Genomic DNA, 18686 nt, shown 5'->3' on the forward strand with positions numbered 1-18686 from the left:
TTGGTCTCCATCTACATACTGGAGCTCCAGGTATCCGGGTTGTAGAGCGTGTCCGTGTACTTGCGGAGCGCCGATTGAACCAGACAACAATATAAACAAGCAGAAAAAGAGACGCTTCATTCTGATGCGTCTCCAATCAATCCTTCTTCTGGATATGTAATTGTATATTGGGCTAGCAGGCGCTGGTACTGCGCTTCGGCAAATGCAATGAACTGGTCTTCTCGCCAGTCCTGCACCAACTGCTCACGTATGGTTTCAAGGTCTGGCAAGTCAGCGGCTTCATATTTGGTAACACGGACCAGATGCATGCCATATCCCGATTGAACCGGCCCCTTCCAAGACCCAGATTGTAGCGTCCCAATGCGATCAAAAAAGCCTTGCCCAAATGTGCGATCCACCAAAGCGCCAGTCGTCAGCGGCAATCGCTTGGGAAGCATGATCGCTTTCCCCACTGACAGCGGATCAGCGCCCTCACCAAGAGCGGCTTGAGCCCGAGTGACATCGTCCTGGCTCGCAGTTTCTCCCAGATACACTTGTTCAAAACTTGACGAAGGTTCCGTCTGGTACTTCTCGGCATTGATCTCGAAATACGCCTTAAGTTCTTGATCTGATGGCGTGAGGCCCGCAGCTGCGGATCTGGTCAGGAAATTTATTTTTTGGCGCAGCCGGCGACGGATAACCGTATCATTCTGATCAAGCGACAAAGCCAAAGCCTCGCGCACAAGGACCTCTTCTTTGATGTGGGCATCGACCAGTTGTTTCAATTCGGTCTCATTTGGAGCTCTGCGCCAGACGGATTGGAAACCCAAGGACAACCGTTCCAGATCCTTTTCGCTGACCACAATCGTCGCAACGGGCAATTCAGGATTCTTATCCCGAACAGCAGAGTAGAAAGCGAAAATGGCTATGCCGATGAGGAGAAAATGAAACAAAGGTTGATTTATAATTTTCTTGAAAAACATGACTGCTCAGAGAGTTCACTTTGTTAGGCAGCTATTTTCGGCTGGCTTTGGATTGGGCGATGTAGATGGCGACTTGCAACCGAGTTGCAGGTGTCAATTGTGTCCCGGATTCTAGGATGGCCTCTAGCTGCGGTCCAATGAACCAATTCTGGTATGCTGAGAACTGCCGAGCAACAGCACCGGCACCGACTGGACGACGCCTCACAAAGCCGACCAATGTTTCATCAATGGTGCGGCGGAGTTGATGAGAACCAAGTTTGCTATGAATTGCCATGGCCTGCACAACCGTTTCAACCTTGTCCATTGGCTGATTGCGGTCCACCAGAAATAGCCTGTTGAGATGCTGGATCCCCTGCTCCCTCTCGACTTCTATCAAGGCAGTCGCAACAGCGCCAAGACTGCGGATTGGTAAGTTTTGACGCATTCGGGCAATCTGCTGCCGAAGGTATGGGCCAGCTTCAGGCGTCCGGGACAATCCCAAAAGTAAGGTGTTGATTGGCTCATATTGATAGTCCCTAGCCGATTTGAGAGATGTCAAAAGCCTCTCTACCGGCACTGAAACTTTGAGTGCACTGAGTGTTTCGTACGGGACGCGATCTATCTCTTGCAACGCCAGATTGTGAAGGTCCTGATTGCTGTGATTGAGGTAAATGGAGAGCTTTTCGAGCCGGTCTGGATGGTGTGTCTGACTGCGCCACATCCCGGCCCGTTGCAAAACCATGTCCAAAAGGCGTTTCCGATCCACGTCAATGTAAGACAGAAATCTCCAGTTTCCTTTTCCGTCGAGAGCAAACAAAATGCTGTCATGAGCATTTTTTTCAAGTCGATGACGCGTGGTGCTGTCAACTAGGAACGGTATCTCCGGATCTTTTACGTCGCCCTGGAGTATACTGGTTATTCGGAACCGGAAGGCTGTCTCCTTGCTCTGCCGGGCGAGAACCAGGGTCTGGCTTTCCAGTATCCTGTCCACCAGTGTTATGGCTGGCTTATAAGTATGGAAAGAACACGCCAATGCTGAGCGTGTAATCACCATGATCAATAAAACCAGGATCGCAATTGAACCGGCTTGACGCATAACCGTTTTCAGCCTGATCTCGTGCTGGGCTGTCATTTGATACATCGCCTTTGGAGTTCAATTAACACCAAGAACCAACCTCATGGGTATCGTACTACGCTAGCCAATGAAAACCTAAGCACAACCGAATAGCGGAATTCAAAGAACTGAGGTTCTTGTTCAAAAGGAAAAAAACACGGTTCATTCCTGCCATGGACAACCATTCACTGGGGACTTACGCTCATAGATGGAAGCCATAAAAGACGCTTCAATGAAGAATTGATACCCCGGCCTCAAAGATGCGCAAAATCGTGCTTCTTGGTGGCTTGAAAATTCAGGATCGTCCCTGAAGATTTCCGTGGTGGGCATGTGATGGAGCTGAATGGTTCTTTGTCATTCAGAACAGAAATCTAAGGAAAATGAGATGAAGTTTATTTTGCTCCCAGCCGTTTCCTTAGCGCTCCTTGCCGGAACAGCATTGGCAAATGACGGCGTGCCAAGTGAAGAAGCCGCAGAAGGTACGTTCAAGGCGGCGCCTTTTTCGCCTTATGCCAACCGAACCATTCCGGAACGACCACTATGGGGGGACACACATCTCCACACCGGCTTATCGTTGGACGCCGGGGCCTTTGGGAATACTTTGCTTCCCGACACGGCTTGGCGTTTTGCTAAGGGCGAGCAAGTGGTCTCATCGACTGGCCAGCCTGTCCGCTTGGCGCGCCCGCTCGATTGGATGGTCTTGACTGATCACACAGACCTCATGGGCTTTGCACCGGATCTTCAGGCTGGCAAACCGAGAGTTCTGGCCGATCCGAAGGGGCGTGAGTGGTATGAAGGTTACTCTAAAGGCGGAGCAGAAGCAGGCAAAGCAGCCTTTGACCTGATCACGAACTTCTCTCAGATGACGCTCCCGGAACTGCTCTTGAAATCCTACAGTCCCGGCGCGGATGCCTTTGCATTTACCTGGGAGCACATTGTCGATGCGGCCGAGCGCCACAATGATCCCGGCAATTTTACAGCCTTTATCGGTTTTGAATGGACGTCCGTCCCCAAGGGGTTCAATCTGCACCGCAATGTCATGTTGCGCGACGGTCCGGTCAGGGCCAAACAGGTCGTGCCACCGGTCACACAACCTCCATATGGCGATACAAACCCGGAAAGCCTCTATAAGTGGCTGGAAATGTATCAGGAAAAAACCGGTGGGCGGGCCGTTGCCTTTGCTCATAACGGCAATCTGTCAAATGGCTGGATGTTCCCAACGGATGACACTTATCATGGTAGAAAGGTCGATCAGAATTACGTCGAGCGCCGTGCCAAATGGGAGCCCCACTACGAGGTCACCCAGATTAAAGGCGACGGTGAAGCCCACCCAGCGCTTAGTCCGGAAGATGCTTATGCAGACTATGAAAACTGGGATGTCGGCAATCTGGATCTAACCCAGCTAAAAACTCAAGAAATGTTGGCCGGTGAATATGCACGCGAAGCGCTGAAGCGCGGATTGATGTTGGAAGAAAAATTCGGTGTGAACCCTTATAAGTTTGGCATGGGGGGCGCCACAGACAGCCACACCGCGCTGGCCACCGCGGAAGAAGAGAACTTTTTCTCCAAGTCAGTCAGTGTCGAGCCCTCGCCGACACGAATTCAACATCCGTTTGTTAAAAGCAATCTGGGCGAGATACCAGGTCATCTGCTGGTGGCGTCCGGATACACTGCGGTCTGGGCAACTGACAACACACGGGCTGCGATCTTTGACGCCTTCAAGCGGCGCGAAACCTATGCCACGACGGGTCCGCGCATCGGGCTGCGGTTCTTTGGTGGTTGGGAATTCATCGATGATGATTTGCGCTCCCGCATGCCAGCCGAAACCGGATACTCAAAAGGAGTTCCAATGGGCGGCGATCTTCGCCCGCGTGAAGGTGATGGCGCGCCAAACTTCATGATTTATGCATTGCGCGACCCAATTGGCGCCAATCTTGATCGCATCCAGGTGGTCAAGGGCTGGCTCGATGCTGACGGAAAGTTGAACGAAAAAGTCTATGACGTTGCCTGGTCCGGTGACCGGGTTGCCGGCTCTGACGGGATTGTCCCGGCTGTGGGCAACACCGTGGATCTGGAAACAGCAAGCTGGTCAAATACAATCGGCACATCAGAATTGGCAACGATCTGGTCAGATCCGGATTTCGATCCAGCTGAGCGCGCCTTTTATTATGTGCGGGTTTTGGAGATTCCGACACCGCGGTGGGTTGTCTACGACAAGGTTCGTTACGGCATTGACTTGCCGGAAGATGCAAAGCTGACGCATCAGGAACGAGCCTATTCATCACCAATTTGGTACACCCCTAAGGGCTAACTCAGAATGCCTTGGAGGCTATTCATGAAATGGCCTCCGAGTTACCACGGCAGGACCTAAAGTAGCTCCCGGGGCGGTCGCTAACGGCCCAATGCGGTCGTTCGGGACGAGTGCCGCGAATGCCCGAAAATAGCCCATCCCAGACTTATGGTGCGGTGCGCCGAATTCGAAACTCGGATGTAATCCAAGCCTTACCTGCGAGATCTGTCCGCGTCTTCTCTTGGAATTGAGCGACCAGCCAAACTATCATCCCAAGGCTCCATTGATAGAAATCATTTGCCAACGCGTTGCCCGTTGGTACCCTCGCTAGCGGCGACAAAGGGTCAAATGCCCTGCCGTGTTTGGGAGGCCACAATGAAGTTTCCGTTGAAGACGCTGGTTGCTCTGACCCTTTTTCCCGCAATTGCCTGGGCACAGCCAGCCGAAATAGTACATGACGCTGAGTACTATGTGCTTGAGCGACAGCATGCGGAAACTTGGGCGACAGACGACGCGGCCGTTGATGCCCGGCTTGCCGAACTACGCGAGGCGAACGGCGGCGCGCCGCCCAACATCCTCTACATCCTGATCGATGACATCGGCTTTGGCGAGATCGGCACACCATACCTGAACTACGTGTGCGGCTACGAGACGCCGAACATCAATGACTTTGCCGAAGACGGGCTCCGGTTGATGCGCATGTATACGGAACCGTCCTGCACACTGACCCGTGTCGCCTTTATGACCGGGCGGCAGCCCTACCGGCTTGGTATGGCCAAGACCTCGGTCGCAATGGATGGGTTCGGAATGGCGGCCGAGGAGATAACCCTTGCCGAAGTGCTTAAGGCCGAGGGATATAACACCTCGCATGTCGGCAAATGGCATATCGGCGATATCTCAGAAAGCTTTCCGCACAATCAAGGCTTCGACTATGCCGCTTTCCCGGTGCATCAACAAGCGCAACTGGCGCTTTTCTCGCGGGACTCTCACGAAGCCAACCAGACCATAGGTTTGGACTATACTCAATTCGATGACAAATGGGTGCTTGACCGCAGTTTCCGTCCGGTACCGGGCACGATGGTGACTGGGCTGGAAGCAGTCACCGGAGGCTCCGCTAAAGAAGTTGATCTGCAACCCGGTGAAGAATGGACCCAAGCCAAGTACCTTGAAATGAACGAGCGGTACCAGCGACAGGCACTTGAGCAACTCGATGCGCTGGTGGCACAGGACGAGCCGTTCTTCCTCCAATACTGGCCGCTCTTGCCGTTAACCTTCACCAGACCTGACGTTAGCCAGTTCACCTCGCCCAACGGCGGGTTTCAGACGGAATCGATGCAAAAGGTCGACGCTTGGATAGGCGATATTCTTGAGCGCTTGGAAGAGAGCGGAAAGGCAGACAACACCATTGTGATCATCATGGGCGACAATGGCAACTTCACGAAATATGCGCCGTACTCAGGCTATTCGCCAATGATTTATCGGGGCGGAAAAGGAGATGCGACTGAAGGCGGCGTTCGAGTTGACGCGTTCATCCGGTGGCCCGCCGCCATCGAAGCTGACAGCTATGTCGGAGATATGATCCACGTAGCGGACCTGTTTACAACGCTTGCCCGTATCGCCGGCGGATTGGACCATTTGCCCACTGACAGGGTCATAGACGGTGTTGATCAAACCTCGATGCTGCTGCTTGGGGAAGGCAAAGGTCGGCGCGATCATGTCTTTATCTACCAATCGTTCAAACTAGCTGCTTTGGTCAAAGAGCATTTCAAACTGGATCTTTCGTCTGCTGGCTCCAACCTGGTTGTCGCACCGTTCTACGATCTGCTTCGTGATCAGGGAGAAAAATACCCTGTAGCGACCCCGGTCGGAGCATGGGCCGCATCTCCTATAGAACGGATTCTGGAGCGCCATATGGCTTGGAAAAAGCGGTACCCGGACTTACCAGCAGCTGTCGATACGCCCTACAGCGGGATAGACAACCTGCGACCTGAGACCGTCGCCATGCGTGAGGAATGGCTGACCTGGAAGCGGCAAATTGGGGCCTATGAGTAAGCGTGGCTTTTCGGCGCGGTGTTGATTTGCGGTCTCGCTCAGACTCAGACCGGATAGCCCGAGTTTTTGCTCTTCGCATTTGTAGCGAAGGTCCAGAAAGACAGAAAGCGTAGGCACGACAAATGCCGCCCTGCGGCCATGATTACTATTTGGTAAGTGGCCCGAAAGGTCCGCACTGCCGTCATTGGTTGCCGTCGCAACGAATTCACACTTCCCGTCCTGATGTGTCTTTGACGAGCCGTTGCGAACAGCAGCTTTTTGGCTGTCCAACTTGGCTTACCTATGTCCGAGATCGGGGCGCGTAGTAGGCGTTCGGGGCAAACAGGTTTGTTGGCTCCAATGAACAAAAAATCCAAACGCACCACCTCGCCCCTCACCTGTTTCGTCTATAGGCACCCTTTGGAAGCCGACTGGCTATTCTGGAGTTGGTGTGGGGATACTTCGAAGTGTTTCAAAACACTCAATAATTTCGTTTGGTTGCGGCCTAAGCTAAAATTGAGAAGCCAACCAGTATTTTTTGGAAGTTGCCGCTTTCATCTCATTCAAATTGTTCATATCGAGACTGGACGGCCGGATCCAGTGCATACATTAAAATGTGCAAGGCCGCCCCGGGCCGGTTGCCAAAGAGGACAGAAAGATCCCTCTTCAGCCAGATCCGCGCTCAAACAGTTTTTTGGCCATAACCCCAACCCGGGTTTCAACGCTTTCAAGTGCGTCGAGGATCATGTCTTCACGGAACCGCCGGCCTACAACTTGCACAGCGACCGGCATTTCGTCATGGATGCCGGAAGAAACAATCCCGGCCGGAAATCCCATGTAATTCATGGCAAAGGACCAGATCCCGCATCCAAGCACGGCCATGACGCCGTCCTTGCCTTCGGCATCCCGGTTCCAGGCATAGGTCGGTGACGGAAGAAAGGGTGTCAGGACGAGTGGATAGCGTTCCAGCAACAGATTCCATTCGCGTATATAACTGGATCGTCTTGCCATTTGGCGCAGGAGTTCATCCCCCTCGAAAGGCGGAAAAAGCTCAAAATACTCATCAAACATCCGGTTGATTTCGGTGCTGCCGTATTTGCGGACATCGTCCAGCATCAAGACATTGACCTCGCCCATCAAAGCCCGGTAACCTGCTTCACCGATCTCGCCAATGTCTGGTGTTTCCACCTCAACGACCTCATACCCAGCGTCCATCAGGCAATCTCGCGCCGTTTCCAGAGCCTTTGTAACAGCCGGGTGGGCTTCAAACTGATAGGTGTTTTTTGTAAAGGCGACGCGGATCGGCGCCTCCAAAGCGGGTCCGTCAAAGGGCACGGGTGCCTGCCAGGGATCGTGCGGATCATAGGAAACGGCTGACCGCATAGCGAGGCGCACATCGCGGACCTCGCGGCAAATGACCCCTTGCACCGACATCAACTGCGCAAGCATGCCGCGCTCGGATCTTTGTGATGGGTTCCAGGCCGGAGTCCGCCCAAGCCCCGGTTTGACCGTGACTGCACCCGTCGCAGCAGATGGAAATCGAAGTGAACCGCCGATGTCATTTCCATGGGCGATCGGCCCCATGCCGCTCATGACGGCGGATGAGGCACCTCCGGACGACCCGCCAGAAGAGGCCCAATCGTTCCAGGGATTGAAGGTACGACCGTAAAGGTCATTTGTTGTCGTGGCACGGAAAGAAAATTCCGGTGTATTCGTCCGGCCAATAACGATGCCCCCTGCGTTGGTCAGGTTTTTGACAAACGGCGCATCGTCCGGCGCAATAACATCGGCAAATGCCTTGACGCCATTCGTGGTTGCTTTGCCTTTCTGGTCGACATTGACCTTAATAGTAACCGGCACACCATGAAGCGGTCCAACAAGTCCGGATTTGTTGAAAGTGGCATCAAGAGTGCGCGCCTGTTCAATCGCTTCATCACCCAGATCATCAACGACAGCATTGAGATGACCATTTGTGGCGCGCATACGATCAACCGTGGCGGTCACTGCAGCTTCAGCCGATATCTGCTGTTCCGCAAGTCGCTCGACGAGTTCGCTTGCGCTCAATTGCCAGATTGGTTTTCCTGCCATACGTCAGGGCCCCTACTTGCACCGGATTTTCCAAACTGAGCGGTTGGAAATTGGTTGTTGTTGCCAATTTGTAGTGAAACCAGCGGTTTGAAACAACACCGTAGGTGCACGGTCTTCAGGGAGCAGACAAACCACCGTCCCAATCGCGTCGCATGGATAAAACCGCTTACTCAAACGTCGAAAAAGCCGAGGTCCTTAAGCTGAATGAGACGATCTATTCCTGTCATTTGTGCGGCAAATATATCGCCTTAATTTCTGCGAAAGACGGGACCGGCATGGCACCTTCGCTATTGGGCACATACTGGGTTACCCTCGTCAAAAGCCTTAGCTTTCAATCCCATTCAGTTCCAAATCCAACATGAGGATATTGCCGCCAGAACAACTTTTTCGTCCGAAATGTGTAGTTTTCTTTGAATGGATCAACAATTTCGCAAGAAATAACCCGTATAAAATCTGCATATTCTCCTGATATGACGATATATAAAATTATCTTAAAATTATTCAATCAATATAATCTAATAATAATACAATAGAAACACCATCCGCAGTACACTTGTTTAGTATTTTTTCAGATACCCTAGCGTTATTCGATTCTCCGATTCTTTTAATACTTTATTTCCGGTATGATGAAGCCACATCAACTGGAATTGGAATGTCATCATGTTTATGCTTCGTTTGGCGGTGTTAGCAGTAGCAATCGGCTCCGGATATCTGGCATTCCAGTTTGCCGGGGAAAAAGAAACTGTCATTGTTGAGCGCGAGCCAGTCGTGACAAAAGTCCTGGTGGCCAATCAGGATATCGGTCTCGGCGGAAAACTTGCAGCGGCAAACATTGCTTGGGTGAATTGGCCGGAAGAAACCGTCCCCGCAGGCGCCCTGACCTATCAAACTTCTCCCAAAGCAAAAGAAACCTATCAAGGCCGGATTGCCCGCAGCAAGGTGTTCAAAGGTGAACCGATCCGGGCAGAACGGTTCATTAAAACTGACAAGGGATACATGGCTGCCCTTTTGCCAAAGGGGAAACGCGCCATCGCGGTAGCGGTTGAACAAGAAACGGCCGCCGGCGGATTTATCCTGCCCGGGGACAAAGTGGACGTCATCCTGACTCGCCGGATGGAAAAGAAAAACGCCTTCAGCGAAGCTATCCTTGAGAACATCCGTGTTCTGGCGATTGACAGCGCAACCGCGGGAGATGGTAACTGGAAAAACCTGTCACCAAAACGGACCGCGACTTTGGAACTCTCGCTGGCGCAGTCAGAGGTAATTGCACGGGCTCAGCAGGTTGGTTCCATCGCACTTGTCTTGCGCAGCGCCGAAGATTCAATGGACGCCTCGCCTCAAGAACCAAGCCTAAAACGCAACGTGCAATTTGTTCAAGTTCACGCCGGCCGTTGGACGGTATCGAATACCAGCGGGCACCTGCTGCAGTAACACAAGGTGCTTCATGCCCGGCTATTGCCGCGGTCCAAGTTACACTGACAAAAAAGAGCGCTTCACGTTAACACCGTGAAGCGCTCTTTTTGTTTTCGGGGCGATAATGTTGGATGTTCTATGGTGCCTGCTGGAGATTGCCCGGAACACGCCAACCGGTCTCACCGGCACAATTGGAGAGGTTCTGATTGGATCGTTAGTCTAGTTTCAGCCCATTGTCAGCCGCGGAGGCGTCAATATCAGGATCGCCGGGTTCTAAATAGCGTTCCTGAGCTTTCACCACGGATTTGCCGTCGCGTACCATTTGGGTTCGATAGGCAGCCCGGGGGAACGGGTCCACTGTATGAATGCCGATATTGGCTTCCACAGCACTGCCGGCGCCAAATGTCACGCCGTCTTTGTGGGCCATATGATCCGCGCATGCAGACAATTGAATGGCCGTTGCGGCGGCTGCCAACAGGCTAATTTTTCGAAGCGACATAGTCATTTGGGAAATCCAGATCAACGATATGACCATACGGGCCGATTAAACCTTCGCCATCCCTGAACTTGCGGATCATATCCTTATCGACCTCCAGCAAACCGAGCGCAAACAGTTCAACGTCATTTGTCGGCCGGGTTTTGTCGAGTGGGGATGCGAGGGGTTCATCCGGCCGCGCGGGCCGTACAAGGCGCGGAGTTACAACTATCACCAAGTCTGTTTCCCGCTTTTGGAAGCTGGTGGATCTGAACAAGGTGCCAAGCACCGGGACATTTCCGAGCCACGGGAGCTGCTGTATGTCGTTCTGATTGACCGTTTCCAGCAAGCCTGCCATCGAAAAGCTCTGACCGGCATGCAACTCAATGACAGTTTCTGCCCGCCGTGAAGTGAACCCCGGATTTCCGTTCACATTGATGCTGTTGTCGATGTCACTGACTTCCGTCATCACGCGCAGGTTCACCCGGCTGCCATCAAGCACGGTTGGCACAAACTCCAGCCGGACCCCGAAGGCGCGGTAGTCGGTTTGGGTTGCCACGCTCGCCCCGGTGGTGATTGCAGTTTGAATTGGCACTTCGCCGCCGACGTGAAACCTTGCGGCTTCGCCGCTCATAGTGGTCAGATTTGGTTGCGCCAGGCGGCGGACGAGGCCTTTTCCTTCAAGCGCATCGATCAGGGTATCCAGACGAAAACCTGACGTTTCCAGAATTTTGGCGATGAAAGTCCCAAACGGTAACGCTCCGCCCTGCGTCGCACTCGCTCCAGCTCCAAGGACAGAGATAAGCCCGCCTGTGTCCTCGTCTACGCCCGTTTGAACCCGTGATCCGGAAGTACTGACATTGCCATTGCTTGAACGGCCAATCCAATTAACACCGAGATCACGGCCAATGGACCTGCTGGCTTCTAGAACGCGCACTTCAAGGGCAATTTGCTGCGGGCTATTAACACCCATAGCATTGATGAGTGGCTCTTTGGAGAATTGCTGCGCGACCTCAAGCACCCTGGTCAATTCAGCGGCGTCATTCACCGTTCCGCTCAAACGTATCCGGTTCGCAACATTGGACACCTGGACATTGGAACTTGGAGCTACGGCCCGAACAGCGGCAGCCACATCAGCAAAATCCAATTGAACCTTTACCTCAATCACACCAAGCAGTGATTTGGAGGCGTCATATATCGATATGTTGGTGAGACCCGGCGCTTTCCCTTGAATATAGAGTGAATGCTCGGACAAGGGGACAATGTCCGCGACTTCCGGATCTCCAACAACAAGATCAGAAAACGCCCGGTTGGTTTTAACGGTCCGCGTCGTACCTGGAGGCAATCTCAGTTTTGAAATATTACCGCTATCAAAGACGATTGATAGGCCATTGTCTTGAGCAAAGGCATTGTTGTTCATCGGTCCAAACAAGAGAGCCGCCCCGACGATCAGGCAAGCTACCGATCGCAAACTTGAAGTTTTTTGTCGCTTGCACAAAACAGCAATTCCCAAGTTGAATTCACCCATCAATTGGCCAGTAAGCGATTATTGGTCTGTTATTCTTTTTATATTGTTAAACAATAATCTAGAATGATAGTTGAAATATTGTCAGAATTGTCTATTTATCGACAATATCTGCGATATACTTTTATGTTTTTTGCAATTTATCTGGTTGAATTTACTAAGAACGCGCAACTATTCTGATGTCTCTTTGACCAGACTGTCCTGCGGTTCAGTTGTTAGATCTAGCACGACTATGCCGACTCGCCCTTGCTCTGCAGATGAATCAGGCAATGATCATCGTTTTTCGTACCGCACCTGGCCGTCCGGGGTCACGATACGGCGGAAAATGCTCTTAGCACTTGCAGACTGTGACTGCGCAGAAGCCGAATTGATAGAGGTGTTCGATGTGGAAACAAATTTGTTGTTCAATGGCGCATGAAGGTTCGGAACGAACAGTCCTTCGGAATTTGCAGACCCAGCCCGAAATTGCGAACTCTGTTTGACGCTAAACGCTGGCTGGTTGTTTATGCTGCCCTGCTCTAGGTTCGCCATCATCAGCCCAACATCCGCTTGAATGAGGACGACACGCTGTTCCATCTTTGCGATGCGTTTTTCCAATGGTCCGACGATCGCTTCAATGCGCTCATAGTCCATCGAAGCAGCCGCTGGCCTCTGACCGGCTGGCGCGATCAGCAGATACGCCAAGGTTGGTAAGAGCAACAAAATTGCGATTAAGGCGACTGCATTCAGCACGATCAAAGTTTGTATTTGCCGGCGCACACCCGTACGCGCAGGCCTGCGCGGAAATCTCTCAGTGGGTCTTTCTTCAGTAACCGGCCCACTGCCAGGAATTACCCGGAAATCGTTTCTGGTCTTGGTCATTCTGATCTACACCGTTTTGAGACGTCTGTGCTAACTGCGTTTTGCAAAAGCCCCACTGTTGCGCAGCAGCTCGAGGTTGTTTGCCGTGGTTTGGTTGGCCGGATCGATTTCGTAGGCTTTTAGAAAGTATCTACGGGCCGCCACCAGGTTTCCGCGCAGCAAATGGGAATAGCCCACATTGTTCAGATATTCGGGCCGGTTGGGAATCATGGTGGACAGCATCTTGTATCCGCGATCCGCATTGTCCCGGCGGCCAATCATGTCCGCGGAGGCAGCGTAGCCTAGCCAAACTGCAGGATCTTTCGGGAATGCTTCGATCGCGCGCTTATAATAGCTGTAGGCCTTGCCATAATTCTTGGATTTGAATTGCGTTTTTGCAGCCGTCAAAAGCTCGTCATTTTTATAATACGCCGTCTTAGACAGGTCGTTGACCGTCGACGCACGATCGCCAAATGTGGACAGATCCGAGAACTCGGCAGATTGGCAGGCTGCTAACACCGCAAAGGAGACAAAATACAAACAGGTTTTGCTGGCGGTACGCATGCCAATATTTCCTTACACCTGGGATAATTGACAGTAATTTTTGCACTGTAACTTAATACAATACCCCCATCCCATAAGTATTATTTGTTTGTTTTGTTTAAAATCCATTTAACTGTAATTCGTGTTTTTAATCGAATTGGCACGGACTGGGAGAAATCGGTCATTTAGGACGCAAAGCGCGCGCACCAATCCTCATTCCGCTGGCACCAAATTTCAATTGGTTTCAGTCGGTAGGGGCACCAATCGGTGAGGTCATATCGGTTACTAATGGAGTGTCGGCTATCTGTCTGAATTCAAATCATCAACTGGGTGATGTTTGGTTTGCCAGAGAAGAACAAAGCTTTTAAATCGTCGATCGCCATGGGCCCCCCAAACAGATACCCCTGCCCTGTTTGGCAGCCAAGGGACGTCAGCATGTCCCGTTGATCGATCGTTTCAATTCCCTCAATCAATGGACGTGACCCAAGAGCGCGCACAGATGTCAGCGCCATGGACATCAATTCGTGGCCGACTTGCCCGTCTCCGCTGATCCCGGTGAGAGCGGTGTCGATTTTGACCTCATCCCATTGGTATTGCAGAACCCCGGACAATGTTGCGGAGGGAGTGCCGAAATTGTCGAGCGATAATTTCACATCCAACTTTCTCAAATCATCGAGAACATCTCGAACATGATCGAAAGCTGCCGGAAGATTGCCTGCCGGGATTTCCAGTTTCAATCGGCTTGCCGGAAATCCTGATGCGGTAAGGCAATCCTCGACCATGGTTGGCACATCGTCATTCAAGAGATGTGCAACCGACAAGTTGACCGCAAGGTCCAGTTCGCCCGGCAACAATTGGACTTGCGCGCAGGCCGTCTCCAAGATTTTCCGTTCCAGCGGAATGATCAGTCCATTGTTTTCGGCAATTGGAATAATTTCAGCCGGCGCTATCCAGCCAAGGTCTGGATGATACCAGCGTGCCAGCGCCTCAACTCCGGTAATTTTGCCATTTGTCAGATCGAACTGCGGCTGAAAGTGAGGTAGGCAATCTTCCTGGTCCAAGGCCTGCAACAACGCTTGCTCAATGCCCAAACGCCTTTCCGAACTAGCCCGAAGGGCCGGAGCGTATACTCCGACATGTCTGCGGCCCGTCTGAATTTCCTCGGCAACAGTGAGTTCAGCGTTCTGAAAAGACACGCCCGGATCCCGTTCCTCCGGATCAAACGGTGCAATTCCGGCAATACTCGTCACCGGATAAGAACCCGTCTTGACCACGATGGGCTGATGGATCAAACGCCGCAGCCGATGCACAAATTCAAAAGGAGCTGCCTCGCTGCCAATCTCATGAACCAGAGCGACGAAGAAGCTGTTCCCAGTAGCTCGGGCACAATACCCGGACTTGAGGTTCAGGCTTACCAAGTTTTGGATCCGATCAGCCACTGTCGCCAATATGGAATCGCGAATTGATGCGTTCTCCGAGCCGCCACCGGTCCAGGGAATAATGATTGCCAAATTGACGATGTGTATCTCTTGTTTGTCCGTTAGTTCGGATTTGAGCTCCCGGACTTTGCCGATCAATTCCGACTGTGTGATTAATCCAGTTGCCGGATCGCGGCGGAGTTGGGCATCACCCTCAACCGCTTTTGACCCCGCCTGTATTTTTTCAGTTCCAAGTGAATAAACCCGCCGGTGGAGGGAAATGATCCAAACCAGAGCGGTTGCAAGCAGTGCTGCTATAATAGATGACTGAATATTCTGCCGAAACTTAAGATCGTTTGCACTTTTTTGCCAAACAGCGGCAATCCGGTTGCTGGTCATCTGCCGAACTTGATTGACCATCACACCAATATGATTGACCGCCTCCAAAGCATGTTCCACAGATCTGGGATCATCGAGATCTGCGATCAAATTCTGAGTTTTTCGGGCTCTGATTTTTGCTTCAGTTAAGCGGCTTTTTATGAAGTCTGTTTCTGGCTCTGAACTCAATACAGGGTTGATGTGCCATGTACCGAGTTCATTGAGGAACACAGCCAAAGCCCTTTTTACCGAAGCTTGTTTTTCGGTTCCAGGCTGTTTCAACAGTGTCATCAGTTGATTTTCTAAGCGGATAGTATCAAGACGAGCCGAGGCCTCAATGATTTCATGAAGCGCCTGATCCTTGGTTTCGGTATCCTGGCGTTGTTCAATCAAAAGTACGGTATTGACTGCAAGGGCAAGACTTAGCGCGAAGAACACCGCAGGCAAAACATAACGGCGGAGGTCGGATCGATACATCTGCAATACTGCCTAGTCTTCAGATCAGCTACCAACAGGAGCAAACCTCTGGGCTTTCCAGTCTACCACGTTGCGTGAGGTAACCGCTTTGAAACCCCTGTGTCCCGCTGGAACCGGCTTCCCGCTTGTTCGGTGTCTTTATAAGCGCCCTGACAATTTCCCGCCCAAACCTGCTGCTGGCTTCACTATTCTACAGGCAGGTTAACTGCCGCTGAATCCTAGGCCGTGTAGCCGAATTGGAGACGTCCTTCGTGAGATAAAGGGCGAAAGACATCTCCAATTCGTCCAAACAGCCTAGATCCTGCTTTTTCTGTTGTAACTTGAAAGGTCGACTGGAAAACTTGCCACGGATAATGCTCAGTTAGGCTTCCGGCCAATTTTGTTCCGAACTTCCGGAGACATCAATGTTTCGAACTCCCCACAGTTTGCCCAATTGGATCCTTGGCAATTTATCTGCTTTTTCATTGGTCGTTGCTGTGGCGACATTCGGCGCTTCTTTGACGCCGTCTTTGATGCCCCGCGATCCAATCATTCAGAGCCTACTCTCAGGTATTGTTTCGAGCCTTGGGTATGAAACCGCGCTGTTGGTGCGGACAGTTTGGCGGTATATGGAAATCCCTCAGCTCTCCGGAAGGCTGCAGCGCGCCTGGACGATTTCAGGCCTGGTGGTTAGCGCTGGGATATTGATTTATTCCTTGTCGAAAGCCGCAAATTGGCAAAACGCGACCCGGGAGGCGGTCGGTCTCCCGCCTCTGGAAACCGGTGCCCCCCTTTTCATCCTAGCTGTAGGGAGCGCTGTTTTTCTTGTTTTATGGGTAGTGTTTCGGTTGCTCGGGATCTTGCGCCGACGGATTGAAGCCCTGCTCACCAGAGTGGTTCCGGAGCGGATTGGCATCGTTGTTTCGATTGCGCTCGTGGGCTGGCTGTTTTGGGCGCTGGTCGACGGGGCCTTGATCCGCAATGCTTTCAGAGCAGCCGATGCCTCTTTCATGGCAGCCGATCTCCTGCTTGAGCCGGATATTACCAAGCCGACCGACCCAATGAAGTCCGGCAGTGCTGACTCTCTTGTCAGATGGGATGAAATTGGCCGCCGTGGCCGGCAATTCGTCGCCACGGCCCCAACCGCCGCCGAGATTTCTGAGTTTTCGCCCAATCAGGCTATGGAACCGGTCCGCGTTTATGTTGGCCGCCTGTCGGCCGAAACTGCAAAACAACGGGCGCAGCTTGCTTTGGACGAGTTGATCAGGGCCGGCGGGTTTGATCGATCAACCCTCATTGTGACCGTTCCGACCGGCACAGGTTGGATGGATCCTGGTGCCCACGACACGATCGACTTTATGCTGGGTGGGGATGTTGCAACCGTTGCGGTTCAATACTCCTATCTCACCAGTTTTCTCGCCCTGCTTGCCCACCCGGACTATGGCGTCGATCAAGCTGGCGCCTTGTTTGAGACTATCTATGACTACTGGACCAAGTTGCCGAAAGATCAAAGGCCAGAATTCTATGTTCATGGGTTAAGCCAGGGGGCTTTTAACTCACAAGCGACCATCCCCCTGCTCGACATGCTCGGTGATCCCATCCAGGGCGCCATGTGGGCAGGATCTCCGTTTTTCTCAAAGTATTGGGCAGAGGTCCGTGACAATCGCAATCCCGATAGCCCGGATTGGCGTCCGACCTATGGCAACGGATCGCTGATCCGGGTCATGGACCAGTTTGGCGGACTTGACGGCGATTACACGCCTTGGGGTCCTATCCGGATCGTTTTCCTCAATTACGGCAGCGATCCGATCGTCAACTACACCTATGACAGTGCCATATTCGAACCGGCTTGGCTCAGCCCGCCGCGGGCACCGGATGTCTCGCCGGATCTAAAATGGTTTCCGGTTGTAACCATGCTGCAGCTGGCGCTTGATTCCATGTTTGCGCTCGGTGTGCCCCGGTTCGGACATGACTATATCGCACCCGACTATATCGACGCCTGGGCCGCTGTTGTGAGGCCGGATGGCTGGACCAAGCAGCGGGCTGATACATTGAAAGACATCTTTGAGAGGCGTTCACCACCTCGCTAGGTGGAAGACCTAAATATCAGATCTTTTTGCCCAGCAGTTGATCCATTCCGCGTTTGACGTCTTCACGGATCGGGTCGGCGGCTGCAAGGATGTCCTCGACATCGAAGAAATCCATTGTCTGGAAATGACCGATCCCCGGTTCCAGCATGAGATCCGGCTGTTTGCAGGCCAATTTGGCTGCGACCAGTGAATGCAGCGTGATGGAAAACGAGCCGATCCAGGTTTCCATTCCGCTTGGCAGGCCATTGATCGATGAAAAATCGCTGCCCGTGACATCGACCGCGATCACCGGATAGTCGGTCTGCCCGAACACATCGAAGGGTGTCGGATTGACGAAACCGCCATCAATCAAAACCTTGCCGTCGATCTGGACCGGTGTCAGCAGCATTGGCAAGGCTGAGGACGCTGCGATTGCCGGAAGCAATGGTCCTTCGGTTAAAACGACTTCGGATTGCCGATGAAAATCAGTCGCGATGACCTTCAAAGGAATAGTCAGATCTTCGAACCTGGCTGCCAAGCCATCAGGAAAGAGCGTTTCCAACAACACCAGCGGATCCATGATCGACGGGCGCATCATGTTCAAAAGTGAGCCCCAGGTGCGTCCATCGTTCAGGAATAGTTTTTGAAGGAGTTGGCCTTTTTGGGTCAGAAGTTCGACGGTGAAGGACCGGATCTCCTTGCCGCTCATGCCGCTGGCAAAATATCCGCCGAGGATTGACCCCATGGATGTGCCGGAAATCGCTTCCGGTTTAACGCCCAGATCATCCAAGGCTTCCAGAACCGGGATATGGGCGAAGGCTTTCGCCGCACCACCGCCGAGCGCCAGCAGAAACCCGTCACTGCGTTTGGCAACCTGAAAGTCACATTCTTCAGGTTTGGCCGCAGCTGCCGGTCCTGCAGCCGTCAAAACAGTACCGCCAGAAGCTGCGGCACCCGCCAGAAATGTCCGCCGTTTCATTTGACCCTCTTTGGAAACACGCTCTGCTTATTAAGACAAACGCAATCTTATATGGCTTTTACGTATTCGCCGACATGCATTTAGATGAGGTTGGCGTAATCGCCTAAACCTAGCGACAGGTTTGCG

At 52.4% G+C, this 18686-nt stretch carries 13 protein-coding genes; 4 read left to right on the forward strand and 9 right to left on the reverse strand.

What is annotated here, in order from left to right:
• Positions 1 to 116: 116 nt before the first annotated feature.
• Together ACOOFE_RS13335 and ACOOFE_RS13340 are read right to left on the reverse strand one after the other, a co-directional pair.
• On the reverse strand, positions 117 to 962 hold the full coding sequence (locus ACOOFE_RS13335; protein WP_420415373.1) for a peptidyl-prolyl cis-trans isomerase: 846 nt from the start codon (positions 960 to 962) through the stop codon (positions 117 to 119).
• A gap of 31 nt (positions 963 to 993) precedes the next feature.
• Complete coding sequence (locus ACOOFE_RS13340; RefSeq protein WP_420415374.1) at positions 994 to 2073, reverse strand: hypothetical protein; 1080 nt, start codon at positions 2071 to 2073, stop codon at positions 994 to 996.
• A gap of 367 nt (positions 2074 to 2440) precedes the next feature.
• Here ACOOFE_RS13340 and ACOOFE_RS13345 point away from each other — a divergent pair, with 367 nt between their 5' ends.
• A complete protein-coding gene (locus ACOOFE_RS13345) occupies positions 2441 to 4366 on the forward strand; it encodes a DUF3604 domain-containing protein (protein WP_420415375.1) in 1926 nt (641 codons plus the stop codon).
• A 354-nt stretch (positions 4367 to 4720) separates the two neighbouring features.
• Positions 4721 to 6397 (forward strand): sulfatase-like hydrolase/transferase, encoded by a 1677-nt coding sequence (locus ACOOFE_RS13350; protein WP_420415376.1) that lies wholly within the window; start codon positions 4721 to 4723, stop codon positions 6395 to 6397.
• Positions 6398 to 7042: 645 nt separating this feature from the next.
• Here the strand turns inward: ACOOFE_RS13350 and ACOOFE_RS13355 are convergent.
• Positions 7043 to 8464, reverse strand: a complete 1422-nt coding sequence (locus tag ACOOFE_RS13355; protein WP_420415377.1) for an amidase family protein — start codon at positions 8462 to 8464, stop codon at positions 7043 to 7045.
• A gap of 660 nt (positions 8465 to 9124) precedes the next feature.
• Here ACOOFE_RS13355 and cpaB point away from each other — a divergent pair.
• Positions 9125 to 9895: a Flp pilus assembly protein CpaB gene (gene cpaB, locus ACOOFE_RS13360; protein WP_420415378.1), complete on the forward strand. Its 771-nt coding sequence runs from the start codon at positions 9125 to 9127 to the stop codon at positions 9893 to 9895.
• Positions 9896 to 10091: 196 nt separating this feature from the next.
• Here cpaB and ACOOFE_RS13365 read toward each other — a convergent pair whose 3' ends face one another.
• The 5 genes from ACOOFE_RS13365 to ACOOFE_RS13385 all read right to left on the reverse strand — a co-directional run bounded on the left by ACOOFE_RS13365 (position 10092) and on the right by ACOOFE_RS13385 (position 15533).
• Positions 10092 to 10382: a hypothetical protein gene (locus ACOOFE_RS13365; protein WP_420415379.1), complete on the reverse strand. Its 291-nt coding sequence runs from the start codon at positions 10380 to 10382 to the stop codon at positions 10092 to 10094.
• Positions 10357 to 11880 (reverse strand): type II and III secretion system protein family protein, encoded by a 1524-nt coding sequence (locus tag ACOOFE_RS13370; protein WP_420415380.1) that lies wholly within the window; start codon positions 11878 to 11880, stop codon positions 10357 to 10359. The genes ACOOFE_RS13365 and ACOOFE_RS13370 overlap by 26 nt, the downstream gene beginning before the upstream one ends.
• A 270-nt stretch (positions 11881 to 12150) precedes the next feature.
• The gene (locus tag ACOOFE_RS13375) at positions 12151 to 12738 is read right to left on the reverse strand and encodes a hypothetical protein (RefSeq protein WP_420415381.1); all 588 of its coding nucleotides are present in this window, start codon (positions 12736 to 12738) and stop codon (positions 12151 to 12153) included.
• A gap of 30 nt (positions 12739 to 12768) precedes the next feature.
• Positions 12769 to 13281 carry a tetratricopeptide repeat protein gene (locus tag ACOOFE_RS13380; protein WP_420415382.1) on the reverse strand — a complete coding sequence of 171 codons (513 nt, stop codon included), beginning with the start codon at positions 13279 to 13281 and terminating at the stop codon, positions 12769 to 12771.
• Positions 13282 to 13574: 293 nt separating this feature from the next.
• A complete protein-coding gene (locus ACOOFE_RS13385; protein ID WP_420415383.1) occupies positions 13575 to 15533 on the reverse strand; it encodes an EAL domain-containing protein in 1959 nt (652 codons plus the stop codon).
• Between the two features lie 404 nt (positions 15534 to 15937).
• Here ACOOFE_RS13385 and ACOOFE_RS13390 point away from each other — a divergent pair, with 404 nt between their 5' ends.
• The gene (locus ACOOFE_RS13390) at positions 15938 to 17602 is read left to right on the forward strand and encodes an alpha/beta hydrolase (protein WP_420415384.1); all 1665 of its coding nucleotides are present in this window, start codon (positions 15938 to 15940) and stop codon (positions 17600 to 17602) included.
• Positions 17603 to 17618: 16 nt separating this feature from the next.
• On the opposite strand, the gene ACOOFE_RS13395 is transcribed toward ACOOFE_RS13390, so the two are convergent.
• Positions 17619 to 18560: a patatin-like phospholipase family protein gene (locus ACOOFE_RS13395; protein ID WP_420415385.1), complete on the reverse strand. Its 942-nt coding sequence runs from the start codon at positions 18558 to 18560 to the stop codon at positions 17619 to 17621.
• Positions 18561 to 18686 lie beyond the last annotated feature (126 nt).

This window comes from Roseibium sp. (genome assembly GCF_965216085.1).
Classification (GTDB): Bacteria; Pseudomonadota; Alphaproteobacteria; order Rhizobiales; family Stappiaceae; genus Roseibium.